Below are 15,232 nucleotides of genomic sequence, written 5' to 3'. Positions count from 1 at the left end.
ACCGGCGGCCCGGCAGTTGACTGGGTCACTCCGTTGCCCAAGGATCTGACCGACCGGTAACGACCGGTCGGTAACAAGCCCCAGGAGGACCCGCCCATGGCGTACGACGCAGATGTGATCGTGATCGGAGCGGGGCTCGCCGGGCTCGCGGCGACCGCGGAACTCGTCGACGCGGGGCGCAAGGTGATCCTCCTCGACCAGGAGCCGGAGCAGTCGATCGGCGGCCAGGCGCACTGGTCGTTCGGCGGTCTGTTCTTCGTGGACTCGCCCGAACAGCGCCGGATGCGGATCAAGGACAGCCGCGCGCTGGCCCTCCAGGACTGGATGGGCACCGCGGCCTTCGACCGTCCGGAGGACCACTGGCCCCGCAAATGGGCCGAGGCGTACGTCGACTTCGCGGCCGGCGAGAAGCGGAGCTGGCTGCACAAGCAGGGCGTGCGCTGGTTCCCGGTGGTCAGCTGGGCCGAGCGCGGCGGCTACGACGCGAACGGCCACGGCAACTCCGTGCCGCGTTTCCACATCACCTGGGGTACGGGCCCCGGTGTCGTCGCCCCCTTCGAGCGGCGGGTCCGCGAGGGCGTGGCGCGCGGCCTCGTACAGCTGAAGTTCCGCCACCGGGTGACGGGTCTGTCGCGCAGCGCGGGCGCGGTCGACACGGTGAGCGGCGAGATCCTGGAGCCGTCGGGCGTCGAACGCGGCCGGGCCAGCGCCCGCACGGTCACCGGCGCCTTCGAGCTGCGGGCCCAGGCGGTGATCGTCACCTCGGGCGGCATCGGCGGCAACCACGAACTCGTACGCGCCAACTGGCCCGAGCGCCTCGGCGCCCCGCCCGAGCGGATGATCTCCGGGGTGCCCGCGCACGTGGACGGCCGGATGCTCGGTGTCGCGGAGGACGCGGGCGCTCACTTCATCAACCGCGACCGCATGTGGCACTACACCGAGGGCATCCAGAACTGGAACCCCGTCTGGGACAAGCACGGCATCCGTATCCTCCCCGGCCCGTCCTCGCTCTGGCTGGACGCCCGCGGCAACCGGCTGCCCGTACCGCTGTTCCCGGGCTTCGACACGCTCGGCACGCTGGAGCACATCATGGGCACGGGCTACGACTACACGTGGTTCGTGCTCGACCAGAAGATCATCGGCAAGGAGTTCGCGCTCTCCGGCTCCGAGCAGAACCCCGACTTCACCGGCAAGTCCGTCAAGGGCGTCTTCCAGCGGGCGCGGGCCGATGTGCCGGGGCCGGTGCAGGCGTTCATGGACAAGGGCGTCGACTTCGTCGTCGAGAAGGACCTCGCCGCACTCGTCCGCGGGATGAACGCCCTCACCAAGGAGCCGCTCATCGACGAGGCGGAGCTGCGCCGTGTGATCACCGCACGCGACCGAGAGATCGCCAACCCCTTCACCAAGGACCTCCAGGTGACGGCCGTCCGCGGCTCCCGCGCCTACCTCGGCGACCGGCTGACCCGTACGGCGACCCCGCACCGCATCCTCGACCCCAAGGCCGGCCCGCTCGTCGCCGTCCGCCTCAACATCCTCACTCGCAAGACGCTCGGCGGCCTGGAGACCGACCTCTCGTCGCAGGTGCTCACCGAGGGCGGCGACCCGCTGACCGGGGTGTACGCGGCGGGCGAGGCGGCCGGTTTCGGCGGCGGCGGAGTGCATGGCTACCGCGCCCTCGAAGGGACCTTCCTGGGCGGCTGCCTGTTCTCCGGCCGCACGGCGGGACGGGCCGCGGCGAAGGCCGTGGACTGACGGTGCGGCTCGACTCACGGCGGTGACGCCCCACCCCCGACGAGGGCGGCCGCAGTTCCTGAGAAACCCGTAAGAAGTCCTTACGGAACTCTGACGGGCACCCTCGGCCGCTGGCTTCTGGCGGCCGAGGGTGCTCGAATCAGTGTGTGAAACCGGAACCTTCGTCAACGGCCGCGGGAGACCCCGGATCGGGAGAGCCCGTATTCGGCGGTCCCGTATCGGGCGGTCCCGAGGAGGGCGGCGCCCCGGTGGGGCGACGGCTCATGCTCGGGATGCTCGGACTCGGCGCCCTCGGTGTGGTCACCGCGCCCACCCTCCAGCGCGGTCTGGAATCCTTCCTCGGCGGCGCCGCCGACAAGGACCCCACCGGTCTGACCGGCCTGCTCCCCAACGGCGGCGGCTTCCGCTACTACTCCGTCACCTCCTCCGTCCCGCACAAGGACGAGGACTCCTACCGCCTGAAGATCGACGGCCTGGTCGACCACCCCGGCACGTACACCCTGTCCGACCTGCGCGCCCTGCCGCAGACGCGGATGGTCCGTGACGTCCAGTGCGTCACCGGCTGGCGGGTACCCGACACCCCCTTCGAAGGGGTACGCCTGTCCCGGCTGCTGGACGCCGCGGGGGTGCGCCCTTCGGCCGGGGCAGTGCGCTTCACCTGCTTCGACGGGGCGTACTCGGAGAGCCTGACGCTGGACCAGGCCCGCCGCGCCGACGTCATGGTCGCCCTGCGCATGCAGGACAAGGACATCAACCACGCCCACGGCGGACCCGTCCGCCTCTACGTCGCCCCCATGTACTTCTACAAGTCGGCGAAGTGGCTCTCCGGCATCACCGTCACCTCGGACGTCCGCCCCGGCTACTGGGAAGAGCGGGGCTACGACGTGGACGCGTGGGTCGGCCGGTCGAACGGACGTGACGATGAGACCACCTGAGACCGACGCCTCGAAGACACCGGAAGCCGCGTCGGACGTCGCATCGGAGGCCGCGTCGGGAGCCGCGCCGGAGGCAGCCGCGCCGGAGGCCGCCTCGGAAGCCGGGGAGCGGCTCGCGGGTGCGCTGCGGGTGCGCCGCTTCACGCCCGCCGAACGCTGGGTCCACCGGACCACGGCCCTCCTGATGGGGCTGTGCGTGCTGACCGCGGGCTGCCTCTACCTGCCCCAGCTCGCCGAACTCGTCGGCCGCCGCGCGCTGGTCGTGCGCGTGCACGAGTGGTCCGGGCTGCTGCTCCCCGTGCCCGTCCTCGCCGGACTCGCCTCGCGCGCCTTCCGGGCGGACCTGCGGCTGCTCAACCGCTTCGGGCCGCACGACAAGGTCTGGCTGCGCTCCGCCCTGCGCCGCGACGCCCGGCCGGAGTCCCGGCCGGCCGGGAAGTTCAACGCCGGGCAGAAGACGTACGCCGCCTGGATCGCCGGGGCCGTGCTCGTCATGGTCGGCACGGGGCTGCTGATGTGGTTCACCCACCTCGCGCCGCTGGTCTGGCGCACGAGCGCGACCTTCGTCCACGACTGGCTCGCGCTGACCATCGGGCTCGTCCTCGCGGGGCACATCGGGATGGCCCTCGCCCGCCCGGAGTCCCGGCGGGGACTGCGGACGGGCTCGGTCAGCCGGGAGTGGGCCGAGCGGGAGCATCCGCTCTGGCGGCCGTGACCGGCGGACGGGGCTGGTCGGACAGTTCCTAGCCCAGCGCCGTCGCCAGGAGTTCGGCCGCCCCGGCGACGAGCGGTTCGTCCATCGGGGCGTCCGGGTCGGACGTGGTGGACAGGACCGACAGCACGACCGGTGCACCGTCCGGGGTCCAGGCGATGCCCACGTCGTTGGTCGTGCCGTACTTGCCCGTGCCCGTCTTGTCGCCGAGCGCCCAGTCCGCGGGCAGGCCCTTGCGGAAACGATTCGTGCTGGTGGTGTTGGCCAGCAGCCACTCGGTCAGCTGCCGCCTGTCCCGGGGCACGAGCGCGTCACCGAGGGCGAGCCTCGCGTACGTCCGCCCGGCGGCGGCGGGGCTGGTGATGTCCGTCGTACGCCACGGCTCGGCCGAGTTCAGCGCGGGCTCCCAGCGGTCGAGGCGGGTCACGGGGTCCCCGATCGAGCGGCAGAAGCGGGTGATCGCGGTCGGGCCGCCCAGTTCGCGCAGCAGCAGGTTCGCCGCGGCGTTGTCGCTGTGCGCCATGGCCGCGTGGCACAGCGCGGCGACGGTCATGCCGCCCGCGAGGTTCTCCGGGCGGCCCGTCACGGGGGAGCCTCCGGCGTCCGTGAGGTCCTGCTCGGTGTACCTGATCACCAGGCCCAGGAACTCGCCGCGGCGGTCGAGGTCCCGCAGGACGGCCGCGGCGGCGAGGGTCTTGAAGACCGAACACATCGGGAAGGTCTCGTCCGCGCGGTACCGCACGGTCCTGCCCGTGACGGTGTTGTGGGCGTAGACGCCGAGGCGGGCGTTGTGGGTGTGCTCCAGCTCTGCGAGCGCTCTGCCGATGTCGTGGTCCGCCGTGTTCGCCTTCGGCTTCGGCTTCGCTGCCGCGTGGGCCGACGGGGCCGCGCCGGTGACCAGTGCGGCGCCGGCGCTCAGGGCCAGCGCGGTTCGGCGGGTGGGGTGGGGGATTGAGCTTTTCAAGGTGGCTCTCTCTTCCGCTGCGAGCGTGATCACTTGCGTGAAGGGAGACTTCTGTGGGGCTCGTGTGGTTCCTGGTGTGTGGGGAAGTGGCCGGTTGTGGGGGCTGGCCGCGCAGTTCCCCGCGCCCCTTAAAGACGAAAGACTGCGCCGTTCCCCGCGCCCCCAGAAGCTGCGCTGTTCCCCCGCGCCCCTAAGGGGCTTGGGAGCTGAAGTCCAGCAGGACCTTGCAGGACTTTGCTCTGTCTGCCGCCAGGGTGAAGGCCGATGTCGCTTGGGGGAGGGGGATGACCGCGCTGATCAAGTCGTCGAGGCGTGGCTCCTTCGACAGGAGCGCGAGCGCGTCGTCGAACTCCTCGTCGAAGCGGAACGCTCCCCGGAGGTCGATCTCCCGGCTGACCAGGAGATTGCCGGGGAAGTCGCTCCGGCCGGGCGGGAGCATGCCGAGCTGGACCACGGTCCCGCCGCGTCGCACCAGGCGCAGGCAGGTGTCCAGGCCGGCCGCTACCCCGGAGGCCTCGACCGCCGCGTCCACCTCCGACGGCCGATCGGGGGAGGCCGGTTCGTCCGCGCGTACGGTGGAGTCGGCGCCCGCGGCCACCGCGTACTCCAGTGCCCGGGGCAGCAGGTCGGTCGCCGTCACGTGCGCGGCCCCCGCCGCCTTCGCCGCCGCGACGACCAGACAGCCGATAGGACCGGCACCCGTCACCAGGACGCGCTTGCCGCGCACGTCGCCGGCCCGGCGCACCGCGTGCAGGGCGACCGACAGCGGCTCGGCCAGGGCGGCCCGCCGCAGCGGGAGACCCGCGGGCAGCGGCCTCAACTGGTCGACGGGTACGACGACTTGTGCCGCGAACCCGCCCTGTACATGCGGGGTGCGGGCCGCGCTGCCTAGGTAGCGGGTGTCACGGCATACGTTCCGGCGGCCGGCCGCGCACTCCGGGCACACCCCGCACGGGGTGGCGGGGTGCACCGCGACCGCCGTACCCGGGGCGGGAGCCGCGTCGGCCCCGGCTCCGTACGCGAGGACCGTGCCCACGATCTCGTGGCCGAGGACCATCGGCTCGCGGAGCCGGAAGTCGCCCACCCCGCCGTGCCGCCAGTAGTGGAGATCGGACCCGCACACCCCGCCGTAGCGCACGGCGACGAGCGCCTCGCCGGGGCCGGGGGAGGGAGTGGGGAGTTCGTCCACGCGCAGGTCCCCCTGGCCGTGGATCACGCAACCGAGCACGGGAGCCCCTTCCGGTCTCTTCGGATCAGCTTTCTCAGAGGACGCTGGTCATGCCGCCGTCGACGTACAGCACCTGGCCGCTGACGAAGTCCGCCGCCGGGGAGGCGAGGAACAGCACACCGCCGACCAGGTCCTCCGTACGGCCCCAGCGTCCTGCCGGGGTGCGGCGGCGGACCCAGGCGCTGAACTCCGGGTCGTCGACGAGGGGTCGGGTGAGTTCGGTCTCGATGTAGCCGGGGCCGAGCCCGTTCACCTGCACGCCGTGCGGGCCCCAGTCGGCGCACATGCCCTTGGTGAGCATCTTGAGCGCGCCCTTGGTGGCGGCGTACGGCGCGATGCCGGGCCGCGCCACCTCGCTCTGCAGGGAACAGATGTTGACGATCTTGCCGTGGCCGCGCGCGGTCATGCCCCGGGCGGCCTCGCGGCCCACCAGGAACGCGCTGGTCAGATTGGTGTCCAGGATGCGGTGCCAGTCGGAGTCGGTGAACTCCAGGAGCGGGGACCGCAGTTGCATCCCGGCGTTGTTGACGAGGATGTCCAGCGGGCCCACCCGCTCCTCGACGTCCGCGATCCCGGCGGCCACCGACGGACCGTCGGTCACGTCGAAGGCCACCGTGTGGACCGCCTCGCCGGGCAGCCGCGCCGCGGCCTCCGCGAGCCGGTCCGGATCGCGGCCGTTCAGCACGACCGTGCAGCCGGCCTCCGCGAGGCCCCGGGCCAGCGCGAGGCCGATGCCCCGGCTGGACCCGGTGACCAGCGCCGTACGGCCGCCGATGTCGAAGAGGGGGTGGGTCATCGCCGTACCTTCCTGAGGAGTACCCGAGAGGTGCCTGAGAGCCGCCGGTGCGCTAGATCACCAGCGACAGCAGCAGCACCAGGCCTCCGGCGACCACCGAGATGATGGTCTCCATGACCGACCAGGTCTTGATCGTTTGGCCGACGCTCAAGCCGAAGTACTCCTTGACCAGCCAGAACCCGGCGTCGTTCACATGGCTGAAGAACAGCGAACCGGCGCCGATCGCCAGGACGAGCAGCGCGGTGTGCGTGGTCGACATGTCGGCCGCCAGCGGGGCCACCAGACCGGCCGCCGAGATGGTGGCGACGGTCGCCGAACCGGTCGCGAGCCGGATCGCCACCGCGATCAGCCAGGCCAGCAGGAGCGCGGGGATCGACCAGTCCTTGGAGATGTCCAGGATCATCTGGCCCACCCCGCAGTCGATCAGCGTCTGCTTGAAGCCGCCGCCCGCGCCGACGATCAGCAGGATGCCCGCGATGGGGGCGAGCGACTTCTCGACGGTCGAGGACATCCGGCCCTTGGTGAACCCGGCCGCCCGGCCGAGCGTGAACATGGCGACGAGCACGGCCGCCAGCAGCGCGATCAGCGGGGAGCCGATCACGTCGAAGACGCGCTGCACCATGTGCGTCGGGTCGTCGACGACGATGTCCACCAGCGCCTTGGCCAGCATCAGCACGACCGGCAGCATGACGGTGGCGATGGTGGCGCCGAAACCGGGGCGCTTCTCCAGGTCCTCGGAGGCGCGCTGGGGGATCATCTTCTCCGGCGCCGGGACGTCCACCCAGCGGGCCGCGTACTTCGAGAAGAGCGGTCCCGCGATGATCACGGTCGGGATGGCGACGAGGATGCCGAGGGCGAGGGTGACACCGAGGTTCGCCTTGACCGCGTCGATCGCGACCAGCGGGCCGGGGTGCGGCGGGATCAGCCCGTGCATCACGGACAGACCCGCGAGCGCCGGGATGCCGATGCGCATCAGCGAGTAGTTGCCGCGCTTGGCCACCATCAGGACGACCGGGATCAGCAGCACGATGCCGACCTCGAAGAAGAGCGGCAGCCCGATCACCGAGGCGATCAGCACCATCGCCCAGGGCATCGAACGGCCGCCCGCCTTGGCGAGGATCGTGTCGACGATCTGGTCGGCGCCGCCCGAGTCCGCGAGCAGCTTGCCGAGGATCGCGCCGAGCGCGATCAGCACACCCACGCCGGCGACGGTCGAACCGAGACCGGCCGAGAAGCTGGTGATCGCCTTGTCGAGCGGTGCTCCGGCGAAGGCGCCGAGCGCCAGCGACCCGATGGTCAGCGCGAGAAAGGCGTGGAGCTTGAACTTGGTGATGAGCAGGACGATGACGGCGATGCCCGCCAGTACGGCGATGCCCAGCTGAGCATGGCCCGCCGAGGTGATCGGCTCGACGGGATCCGCTGCCAGCATCTCGACGCTGAGTCTGGTCACGGTGCAGTTCCTTGCATGGGAGGGGAGAGGGGAGGGCCCCTGCGGGGAGGGCAGGGGAGGCGGGGAGCTAGCGGGCGAGGCCGTCCAGCGCCGTCACGGCTCGGTCGGTGATCTCGTCGGGGCTGCCGGCGACGTCCACCGCGACACCCGTCTCGTCCGCCTGGAGCGGCTGGAGGGTGGCGAACTGGGAGTCGAGGAGCGCCGTGGGCATGAAGTGGCCCTGACGGTGTGCCATCCGGTCCTCGATGAGCTTGCGGTCACCGGTGAGATGGACGAAGACGACGCCGGGGGCGGCCGCCCTGAGCCGGTCCCGGTAGCCGCGCTTCAGCGCGGAGCTGCTGACCACGCCGCCGAGTCCGGCCCGCCCGTGCGCCCAGGCGCCGATGGCGTCCAGCCAGGGCCAGCGGTCCTCGTCGGTGAGCGGCGTACCGGCCGACATCTTGGCGATGTTCGCCTCGGGGTGGAAATCGTCGCCCTCGGCGTAGGGAACGCCGAGCCGGTCCGCAAGCAGGGGCCCGATGGTGGTCTTGCCCGTGCCTGCCACGCCCATCACCACGACGACGTGGGGGGTACTCATAGCTGCCTCGCTGTCTTCTTCGACATCGGATCGCGGATGAATGTCAGGTGCCGCATCCGTCACGACACTGAAACCCATAGGTCAGATGAATTCAAGAGTCTGTGACGTATAAGTCTGACTTTTTGTTCACGCGCTGTTCCTCGTACCCTGAACCCATGAGCACACCGGGCCGGGGGCTGCACGGCCATGTACTGGAAAGCCTCGGTCCTTCGATCACCGCGGGCGAGTACCCCCCGGGCAGCGTTCTGCGCACCGACGAGCTGGCGCAGCGTTTCGAGGTGTCACGCTCGGTGATGCGCGAGGCGGTCCGCGTACTGGAGTCGATGCACCTCGTGGAGTCCCGCCGCCGGGTCGGCGTGACCGTCCGTCCCGCGAACGAGTGGAACGTCTACGACCCGCAGGTCATCCGGTGGCGGCTGGCGGGCGCCGACCGACCGCGCCAGCTGCGCTCGCTGACCGTGCTGCGCTGCGCCGTGGAGCCCGTCGCGGCGGGTCTTGCCGCGAAGCACGCCACGGCCGAGCAGTGCGCCGAGCTGACCGAGTGCGCGCTCGGCATGGTGGCGCACTCACGCGGCCACAAGCTGGAGGGGTACCTCGTCCACGACATCGCCTTCCACCGGATCGTGCTGAACGCCTCCGGCAACGAGATGTTCGCGCGGCTCGGGGACGTGGTGGCCGAGGTGCTGGCCGGACGTACGCACCATCAGGTGATGTTCGAGGACCCCGATCCCGCGGCGGTGACGCTGCATGTGCAGGTCGCCGAGGCGGTGCGGGCGGGTGACGCGGTGCGGGCGGAGGCTCTGACCCGGGAGGTCGTGGTGGGGGCGCTTCAGGAATTGGACATCCTCAGTCCTGAGGGGTGATCTGTCCCTGAGGGGTGACCTGTCCCGGTCTGCTTTCGGGTGCGGGTGCGTCGTGGCTGGTCGCGCAGTTCCCCGCGCCCCTCAAGGGCTGCGCCCCTAGGACACCTCTCCGTCCACGTACACCCATGCCCCGTCCGCCCGTTCGAAGCGGCTTCTCTCGTGGAGGGAGCCGCCTGCGTAGGACGCGCGGAACGTCACCGTGCCCGTCGTGTGGAAGGGCGTGCCGTCCGTTGTGGCGAGGATCTCCAGGCCCGTCCAGCGTGTCGCCTGGTCCAGGTCCAGGTGGGCCGGCCTGGTGCGCGGATGCCAGGTGCGCAGCAGGTACGCCTCGTCGCGCCTGACGAACGCGCAGTAGCGCGAGCGCATCAGTGCCTCGGCGGTCGGCGCCGCGCCCTCACCCCGGTGAAACCGGCCACAGCACTGCTCGTACGTCTTCGCAAGACCGCAAGGGCACGAGGGGTTGTGCGCCGGAGCGGAACGGCGCTGGTTGCGGGACTGCGGGGTGCGTCGGGACATGCGGCCCATTCTGCTGCACCACGGCCTGTGGCCAATGCGTGAATCAGGCGCCGCGACACGAGTACATCGTGTGCGAGCTGTGCGCGGTGCCCTCCATCGAATCTCCTTGCGGGGTGGCGTGAAGACGCCTTGCATACGCAACTCTCCAGCCAACAGGGTGGATTGAGCACTTGAGCATCAGGAGTCACAAGCGAGCTGCTTGACCCCGGACGGCCGTCCGGCCGGGGCACTGACGGGGGAAGCTGATGCGGTGTCGTGGACCGGCGTGCCTTCCGCACGTCCGGAGACCTCTGCGTGCGCCGGACGCGAACCATCCCCCTCTGCCGCCTCTTGGTGCATGACATCCGGTGCCCGAGATCGGACTAGGAGGGGGAATGCCGATGAACGCGGTGAACACTGCCAGGCCGACGTATCCCGGCGTCTACGTCGAAGAACTTCCCAGCAGCGCACGGACCGTCTCGACCGTCACCACCTCGGTGACCGCCTTCGTGGGGCACACCCGGCGCGGCCCGCTGAACGAGCCGGTGCGCGTCACGAGCTTCACCGAGTTCGAGCGCCGCTTCGGAGGCCTGAGCTCGCGCAGCGCCGTCGGCTACGCGGTGCACCAGTTCTTCGGCAACGGCGGCACCGTCGCCGTGATCGTCCGCGTCGCCAAAGCGAACAGCGGGAAGGCCGCCCGGGTCACCCTGGAGTCCACCGAGGGCCACAGCGGGAGCGCGGTCCTCGACGTGCACGCCAGGGAATTCGGCGTATGGGGCAACGGATTGCGCGTCGCCGTCGACCACGACACGCCCCGCCCGGACGAGACGTTCAACCTGCGCGTGTACGACGCCAGGGGCCGGGCCCGCGAGAGCTTCACCGGGCTGTCCATGGACACCTCGCACGGCCGGTACGCGCCGACCGTGATCAACGCCGGGTCGCGGCTCGTCCGCGTCGAGGCCGTGGGCGAGGGCCGGCCCGACCCGTCCGGCACCGTCTCCAAGCCGTTCGGGCACGACCTGCCCGACCTCGCCGTCGACCTGACCGTCAAGATCGGTGACGTCGAGCGCGAGTTCACGCTGTACGACCCCGACTGCGACGGCGAATCCCCGTCCGGTGTGGCCGAGTTGGCCCTGCTGCTCGAACGCAAGCTGCGGGCGCTGCCCGACGCGCCGGGGCGGCACGCCTTCGCGGGCGCCGAGGTCACCGCGTTCGGCAGGCGCCTCCAGGTCGTCGCGGGCTCCACCGACCCCGAGGACGTCGTCCGGTTCGTCGGCGAGTGCGCCAACGACCTGGGCCTTGAGGCCTCCGTCAACCCGCCCGTCTTCCCGCTGGAGGGCGGCGAGGACGGCGAGGCCCCCGGCCCGCGCGACCTCATCGGCAGCGAGGCGGACAAGACCGGCCTCCAGGCGCTGCGCGGCGTCGCGGACGTCAACCTGCTCGTCCTGCCGGAACTCGCGGCGTACGAGTCGACCGACGACGCGATCACGGTCGTCTCCGCGGCCCAGCGGCTCTGCGAGGAGCGGCGGATCTTCCTGCTCGTCGATTCGCCCGGCACCTGGGTGAGCGTGGACACCGCCCGCGCCGGACTCGCCGCGTTCGACGCCGTCCGCGGCAACCACGCGGGCCTGTACTTCCCGCATCTGCAGCTCACCGACCCGCTCACCGGACGGCTGCGTTCCTTCCCGCCGTCGGGCGCGGTCGCCGGGGTCTACGCGCGCACGGACTCCGAGCGCGGGGTGTGGAAGGCGCCGGCCGGCACCGAGGCACGGCTCGCGGGAGTCCACTCGCTGACCGTCGACCTCACCGACCGGGAGAGCGGACTGCTCAACCCGCTCGGCGTCAACTGCCTGCGCACCCTGCCGCTGGTGGGGCCGCTCGTCTGGGGCGCGCGCACCCTGGAGGGCTCCGACGCGCTCGACAGCGAGTGGAAGTACGTCCCCGTGCGACGGCTCGCCCTGCATGTCGAGGAGAGCCTGCAACGCGGCCTGCAGTGGGTCGTGTTCGAGCCCAACGACGAGAACCTGTGGCAGCAGATCCGCCTCGGCGCCTCCTCGTACCTGCACACGCTGTTCCGCCAGGGCGCCTTCAAGGGCGGCACTCCGCGGGAGGCGTACTTCGTCAAGTGCGACCGCGACACCACGACCGACGAGGACATCGCGAACGGCGTCGTCAACGTCCTGGTCGGCATCGCGCCGGTCAGGCCGGCCGAGTTCGTCGTCGTCAGGATCCAGCAGACGTCCGGGCAGTTCGAGCTCTAGGCCCCATGAGCCCCATGAGGGAGAACGTGAAGGAAACCGATGGCTGAGTTCACTGTCAACGCCCAGCGTTTCGACCCCTACAAGAACTTCAAGTTCCTCGTGCTGTGGGACGGTCGTACGGTCGCGGGCATCAGCAAGATCAGTCCACTGAAGCGGACCACCGAGGTCGTCAAGCATCGGCACGGCGGCGACCCCAGCTCCCCGCGCAAGTCGCCCGGGCGCTCCGAGTTCGAGGGCATCACGCTGGAGCGCGGGGTCACCCACGATCCCGAGTTCGACCGCTGGGCCAACAAGGTCTGGCAGGTCGGCGCGGGCCTCGGCTCCGAGGTGTCCCTCGCGGACTTCCGCAAGGACATCGTGATCCAGGTCCTCAACGAGGCCGGTCAGGTGGCCGTCTCGCACAAGCTCTACCGGACCTGGCCCAGCGAGTACCAGGTCCTCGGCGAGCTGGACGCCAACGCCAACGCGGTGGCCATCCAGTCGCTGAAGCTCGAATGCGAGGGCTGGGAGCGGGACTACGAGGTGCCCGAGCCGGAGGAGCCCTCGTTCCTGAACCCCGCCTGACCGGCGCGGGATCGCACCACGGCTGGGACAGCCGGAACGGCAAGGGCTGCGGGGGCAGCGGGGGCAGGTACGGCCGGTACGTCAGGTACGGCCGGTACGGAACGGGGGGCGGGGGATGACGATCACTCGGGCGGCGGAACTGCTCAGCACCTGGGAGACCGGGCTTGTCCGGGCCCCGTCCGGCCGCGCCCTGCTGCTCCACCTGGCGGCCCGCCCGGACACCGGGGCCGAGACCCTGTCCGCGCTGCCGGTGGGCGAGCGGGAGGCTGACCTCTTCACGCTGCGCCGGGCCCTGTTCGGCGAACGCATGCAGGTCCGTCTCGGCTGTTCCGCCTGCGGCGAGGACATGGAATTCGACCTCGACGCAGGGGAGTTGGCCCGGTCGGCCGGCAGTCCCGCCCCGTCCTCGGTGCGGGTCGCCGAGGACGGCTGGGAGATAGAACTCCGGGTGCCGAGTGCCGCCGACCTGACGGCGGCGGCCCGGCACCCGGAACCCCGCCTGGCCCTGCTGGAACGGTGCGTCGTCTCGGCCGTACGCCATGGCGCCGACGTCCCCGCCGACGCGCTGCCCGAGACGGTGCGGCGCCGGCTCGCCGAGGCGGCCCAGGAGGCCGACCCGGGCGCCGACCTCACGCTCAACGTCAACTGCCCCGAGTGCGGAGCGGCCACCCGCGCCGAACTCGACATCGCCTCCTATCTGTGGACCGAACTGGACGCCTGGGCGCGCGACCTGCTCCTCGACGTCCATCTGCTCGCCACCGCCTACGGCTGGAGCGAGCCGGAGATCCTGGCGCTGAGCCCGCTGCGGCGCCGCTACTACCTGGAGCTGTGTGCCGATGTCTGACCCCATGGGCGGACGCCCCGAGCAGGAGCGGGCGTCACGGGCGCCCGACTTCTTCGACCGGCTGCTCGCCCGGCACACCCCGGCCGCCGTGCCGCCCGCGGACGTGGTGCGGCTGCGACCGCGACTGGCCGGCCCCTTCGAACGGGCCGAGGCGGTACGGGCCGCCGCGCCCGAGCCGGACGCGGCGGGCCCACTGTGGCCGACCGCGCCCCAACAGGAGCTGTCAGGAACGGACTTGGCGGGCCCGACCGTGCGCGAGGTCCAGCTCCGTACAGAGCGCGAGCGGACCGTCGTACGGGCCGGGCGGCCGGTGTCCGAGGCGCCGGCGCCCCGGCCCGTGCCGCGGGACCTGCCCGAGGCGCCGTTGCTGCGGCCCGCCGCAGAGGTCGTACCGGCGGTGCGGCCCGTTCCCGACTCCGTGCGGCGTTCCGCCGGACGGGGCGAGCCGGAGCGGGCCTCCTCCCCGAACGCGGTGTCCGTGCCCCTCCCCTCGGGCGCGGGTGTCGCTTCCCCTGCCGCCGTGTCCGCCGCGCCGCGACCCGCCGCCGCGGACACGGCGGCGGCCCGCGACGCCGTCCGGCAGGCCACGGGCCGACGGTCCGGACGCGGCGGCGAACAGGTGGTCCAGGTGCAGATCGGACGCCTCGAAGTGACGGCGGCGGGGGCCGCCCCGGCCGGCGGCGGCCGTCGGCCCACCGCCCCCGGCCGACCGGCGGCGACCGTGAGTCTGGCGGACTACCTGGCGAGGGGGCGCGAGTGAGGCACACGGGAGCCGGCTGCCGACCGATCAGCGCACGACCGACCGAGGAACCGACGTCATGAGCAACGCACTCGCCATCGCCCACGTCACCCAGGCCCTCGCCCTGCTGATCGAGGCCAACCTGCAGCCCGAGATCGACATGGCCGTCAAGGTCGAGCCGCGCAAGCCGTCGGCCGACCCGCCCGCCGAGCCCACGATCACGGTCTTCCTCTACCAGGTCACCCCCAACACCTCGCAGCGCGCCACCGACCTGCCGACGCGCGCCGCCGACGGCACGCTGCTGAAGCGGGCCGCGACGGCGCTGGACCTGCACTTCCTCATCAGCGCGTACGGCGACGAGACGGAACTGGTCGGGCAGCGGCTGATCGGCTCCGTCGTGCGCACGCTGCACGAGATCCCCGTCCTGCCGCTCGACATCATCGAACTCGCGGGGGAGAAGCCGTACTTGGCGGACAGCGACCTCGCCGAAGCGGCGCAGCGGGTGCGGTTCTCGCCCACGGTGATGGACATCGACGAGACCTCGAAGCTCTGGGGCATGCTCCACCAGACCCCGTACACCCTGTCGGTGGTCTACCAGGCGGCGCTCGTCCTGATCGAGGGCCGCGAGACACCGGTGGCGGGCAGGCCGGTGGAGCGGTCGACGGTACGGGTGCTGCCGTTCGGGGTGCCGGGTGCGCCGGGTGCGCCGGGTGTCCCCGGGGCGTCCGGGGTGCCCGGGACGCCGGTTCCGGTGGGGGCGGGTGACGGGTCCGGGGCGCCGAACGGTGGCGCGTCCGTCGAAGCCACCGCCGCGAGGACCGTGAAGGCACCGACGAAGGCACCGACGAAGGCACCGGCGAAGGCACCAGTGAAGGCCGCGGCCAAGGCGCCGGCCCGTACCCGCAAGGGGGCGCAGCCCGGCAAGGCGGCCCAGGCGGGCAAGGCCCCGCGCGGCGCGGCCAAGGGCACGACGCCCGCGACCCCGAAGCCGGTGACCCCGACGGACTCCGCGACCGACGGCGGCGGTCCCGACCGTAAGGAGCGGTGAGGCG

General features: G+C 71.8%; 15 protein-coding genes. 9 read left to right on the top strand and 6 right to left on the bottom strand.

The window, feature by feature from the left end:
* The first annotated feature begins 96 nt into the window (after nucleotides 1–96).
* The 3 genes from J8N05_RS40850 (at nucleotide 97) to J8N05_RS40840 (ending at nucleotide 3,402) form a co-directional block, all read left to right on the top strand.
* Nucleotides 97–1,752, top strand: coding sequence for an FAD-binding dehydrogenase (locus J8N05_RS40850; protein ID WP_210892199.1), 1,656 nt, complete (start codon nucleotides 97–99; stop codon nucleotides 1,750–1,752).
* Between the two features lie 146 nt (nucleotides 1,753–1,898).
* On the top strand, nucleotides 1,899–2,687 hold the full coding sequence (locus J8N05_RS40845) for a molybdopterin-dependent oxidoreductase (protein ID WP_383950813.1): 789 nt from the start codon (nucleotides 1,899–1,901) through the stop codon (nucleotides 2,685–2,687).
* Entirely contained in the window at nucleotides 2,674–3,402 is a 729-nt protein-coding gene (locus tag J8N05_RS40840; protein WP_210892198.1) for a cytochrome b/b6 domain-containing protein, read from the top strand. Before J8N05_RS40845 ends, J8N05_RS40840 begins: the two co-directional genes overlap by 14 nt.
* Nucleotides 3,403–3,430: 28 nt before the next feature.
* Here the strand turns inward: J8N05_RS40840 and bla are convergent, their stop codons facing one another.
* The 5 genes from bla to J8N05_RS40815 all read right to left on the bottom strand — a co-directional run bounded on the left by bla (nucleotide 3,431) and on the right by J8N05_RS40815 (nucleotide 8,414).
* Entirely contained in the window at nucleotides 3,431–4,363 is a 933-nt protein-coding gene (bla, locus tag J8N05_RS40835; protein ID WP_247706888.1) for a class A beta-lactamase, read from the bottom strand.
* 190 nt (nucleotides 4,364–4,553) lie between these two features.
* Nucleotides 4,554–5,591: an L-idonate 5-dehydrogenase gene (locus J8N05_RS40830; protein WP_210892197.1), complete on the bottom strand. Its 1,038-nt coding sequence runs from the start codon at nucleotides 5,589–5,591 to the stop codon at nucleotides 4,554–4,556.
* Between the two features lie 34 nt (nucleotides 5,592–5,625).
* A complete protein-coding gene (locus J8N05_RS40825) occupies nucleotides 5,626–6,387 on the bottom strand; it encodes an SDR family oxidoreductase (RefSeq protein ID WP_210892196.1) in 762 nt (253 codons plus the stop codon).
* Between the two features lie 52 nt (nucleotides 6,388–6,439).
* Nucleotides 6,440–7,837 carry a GntT/GntP/DsdX family permease gene (locus J8N05_RS40820; protein ID WP_210892193.1) on the bottom strand — a complete coding sequence of 466 codons (1,398 nt, stop codon included), beginning with the start codon at nucleotides 7,835–7,837 and terminating at the stop codon, nucleotides 6,440–6,442.
* Between the two features lie 67 nt (nucleotides 7,838–7,904).
* Nucleotides 7,905–8,414 (bottom strand): gluconokinase, encoded by a 510-nt coding sequence (locus J8N05_RS40815; protein WP_210892191.1) that lies wholly within the window; start codon nucleotides 8,412–8,414, stop codon nucleotides 7,905–7,907.
* A gap of 155 nt (nucleotides 8,415–8,569) precedes the next feature.
* Between J8N05_RS40815 and J8N05_RS40810 the strand changes: the two genes are divergently transcribed.
* Nucleotides 8,570–9,277, top strand: a complete 708-nt coding sequence (locus J8N05_RS40810; protein ID WP_210892189.1) for a FadR/GntR family transcriptional regulator — start codon at nucleotides 8,570–8,572, stop codon at nucleotides 9,275–9,277.
* Between the two features lie 96 nt (nucleotides 9,278–9,373).
* Here J8N05_RS40810 and J8N05_RS40805 read toward each other — a convergent pair whose 3' ends face one another.
* Nucleotides 9,374–9,793, bottom strand: a complete 420-nt coding sequence (locus J8N05_RS40805; RefSeq protein ID WP_210892187.1) for a YchJ family protein — start codon at nucleotides 9,791–9,793, stop codon at nucleotides 9,374–9,376.
* Between the two features lie 374 nt (nucleotides 9,794–10,167).
* Here J8N05_RS40805 and J8N05_RS40800 point away from each other — a divergent pair, with 374 nt between their 5' ends.
* The 5 genes from J8N05_RS40800 (at nucleotide 10,168) to J8N05_RS40780 (ending at nucleotide 15,228) form a co-directional block, all read left to right on the top strand.
* Complete coding sequence (locus tag J8N05_RS40800) at nucleotides 10,168–12,033, top strand: phage tail sheath family protein (protein ID WP_210892185.1); 1,866 nt, start codon at nucleotides 10,168–10,170, stop codon at nucleotides 12,031–12,033.
* Nucleotides 12,034–12,072: 39 nt separating this feature from the next.
* Entirely contained in the window at nucleotides 12,073–12,597 is a 525-nt protein-coding gene (locus J8N05_RS40795) for a phage tail protein (protein ID WP_055614510.1), read from the top strand.
* 115 nt (nucleotides 12,598–12,712) lie between these two features.
* Nucleotides 12,713–13,441, top strand: coding sequence for a T4 family baseplate hub assembly chaperone (locus tag J8N05_RS40790; protein WP_210892184.1), 729 nt, complete (start codon nucleotides 12,713–12,715; stop codon nucleotides 13,439–13,441).
* Nucleotides 13,434–14,201 carry a hypothetical protein gene (locus J8N05_RS40785; RefSeq protein ID WP_247706887.1) on the top strand — a complete coding sequence of 256 codons (768 nt, stop codon included), beginning with the start codon at nucleotides 13,434–13,436 and terminating at the stop codon, nucleotides 14,199–14,201. The genes J8N05_RS40790 and J8N05_RS40785 overlap by 8 nt, the downstream gene beginning before the upstream one ends.
* A 58-nt stretch (nucleotides 14,202–14,259) precedes the next feature.
* Nucleotides 14,260–15,228: a DUF4255 domain-containing protein gene (locus J8N05_RS40780; RefSeq protein WP_210892182.1), complete on the top strand. Its 969-nt coding sequence runs from the start codon at nucleotides 14,260–14,262 to the stop codon at nucleotides 15,226–15,228.
* Nucleotides 15,229–15,232 lie beyond the last annotated feature (4 nt).

Origin of the sequence: Streptomyces liliiviolaceus (assembly GCF_018070025.1) — a bacterium.
In the GTDB taxonomy this organism is placed as follows: Bacteria; Actinomycetota; Actinomycetes; order Streptomycetales; family Streptomycetaceae; genus Streptomyces; species Streptomyces liliiviolaceus.
This window is presented reverse-complemented; position numbering and strand designations above follow the sequence as displayed.

Coding starts and splice junctions, on each gene's coding strand:
- J8N05_RS40790 (WP_210892184.1), top strand. CDS start 12,713: ATGACGATCACTCGGGCGGCGGAACTGCTCAGCACCTGGGAGACCGGG.
- J8N05_RS40825 (WP_210892196.1), bottom strand. CDS start 6,387: ATGACCCACCCCCTCTTCGACATCGGCGGCCGTACGGCGCTGGTCACC.
- J8N05_RS40840 (WP_210892198.1), top strand. CDS start 2,674: ATGAGACCACCTGAGACCGACGCCTCGAAGACACCGGAAGCCGCGTCG.
- J8N05_RS40805 (WP_210892187.1), bottom strand. CDS start 9,793: ATGTCCCGACGCACCCCGCAGTCCCGCAACCAGCGCCGTTCCGCTCCG.
- J8N05_RS40810 (WP_210892189.1), top strand. CDS start 8,570: ATGAGCACACCGGGCCGGGGGCTGCACGGCCATGTACTGGAAAGCCTC.
- J8N05_RS40815 (WP_210892191.1), bottom strand. CDS start 8,414: ATGAGTACCCCCCACGTCGTCGTGGTGATGGGCGTGGCAGGCACGGGC.
- J8N05_RS40850 (WP_210892199.1), top strand. CDS start 97: ATGGCGTACGACGCAGATGTGATCGTGATCGGAGCGGGGCTCGCCGGG.
- J8N05_RS40785 (WP_247706887.1), top strand. CDS start 13,434: ATGTCTGACCCCATGGGCGGACGCCCCGAGCAGGAGCGGGCGTCACGG.
- J8N05_RS40800 (WP_210892185.1), top strand. CDS start 10,168: ATGCCGATGAACGCGGTGAACACTGCCAGGCCGACGTATCCCGGCGTC.
- J8N05_RS40795 (WP_055614510.1), top strand. CDS start 12,073: ATGGCTGAGTTCACTGTCAACGCCCAGCGTTTCGACCCCTACAAGAAC.
- J8N05_RS40780 (WP_210892182.1), top strand. CDS start 14,260: ATGAGCAACGCACTCGCCATCGCCCACGTCACCCAGGCCCTCGCCCTG.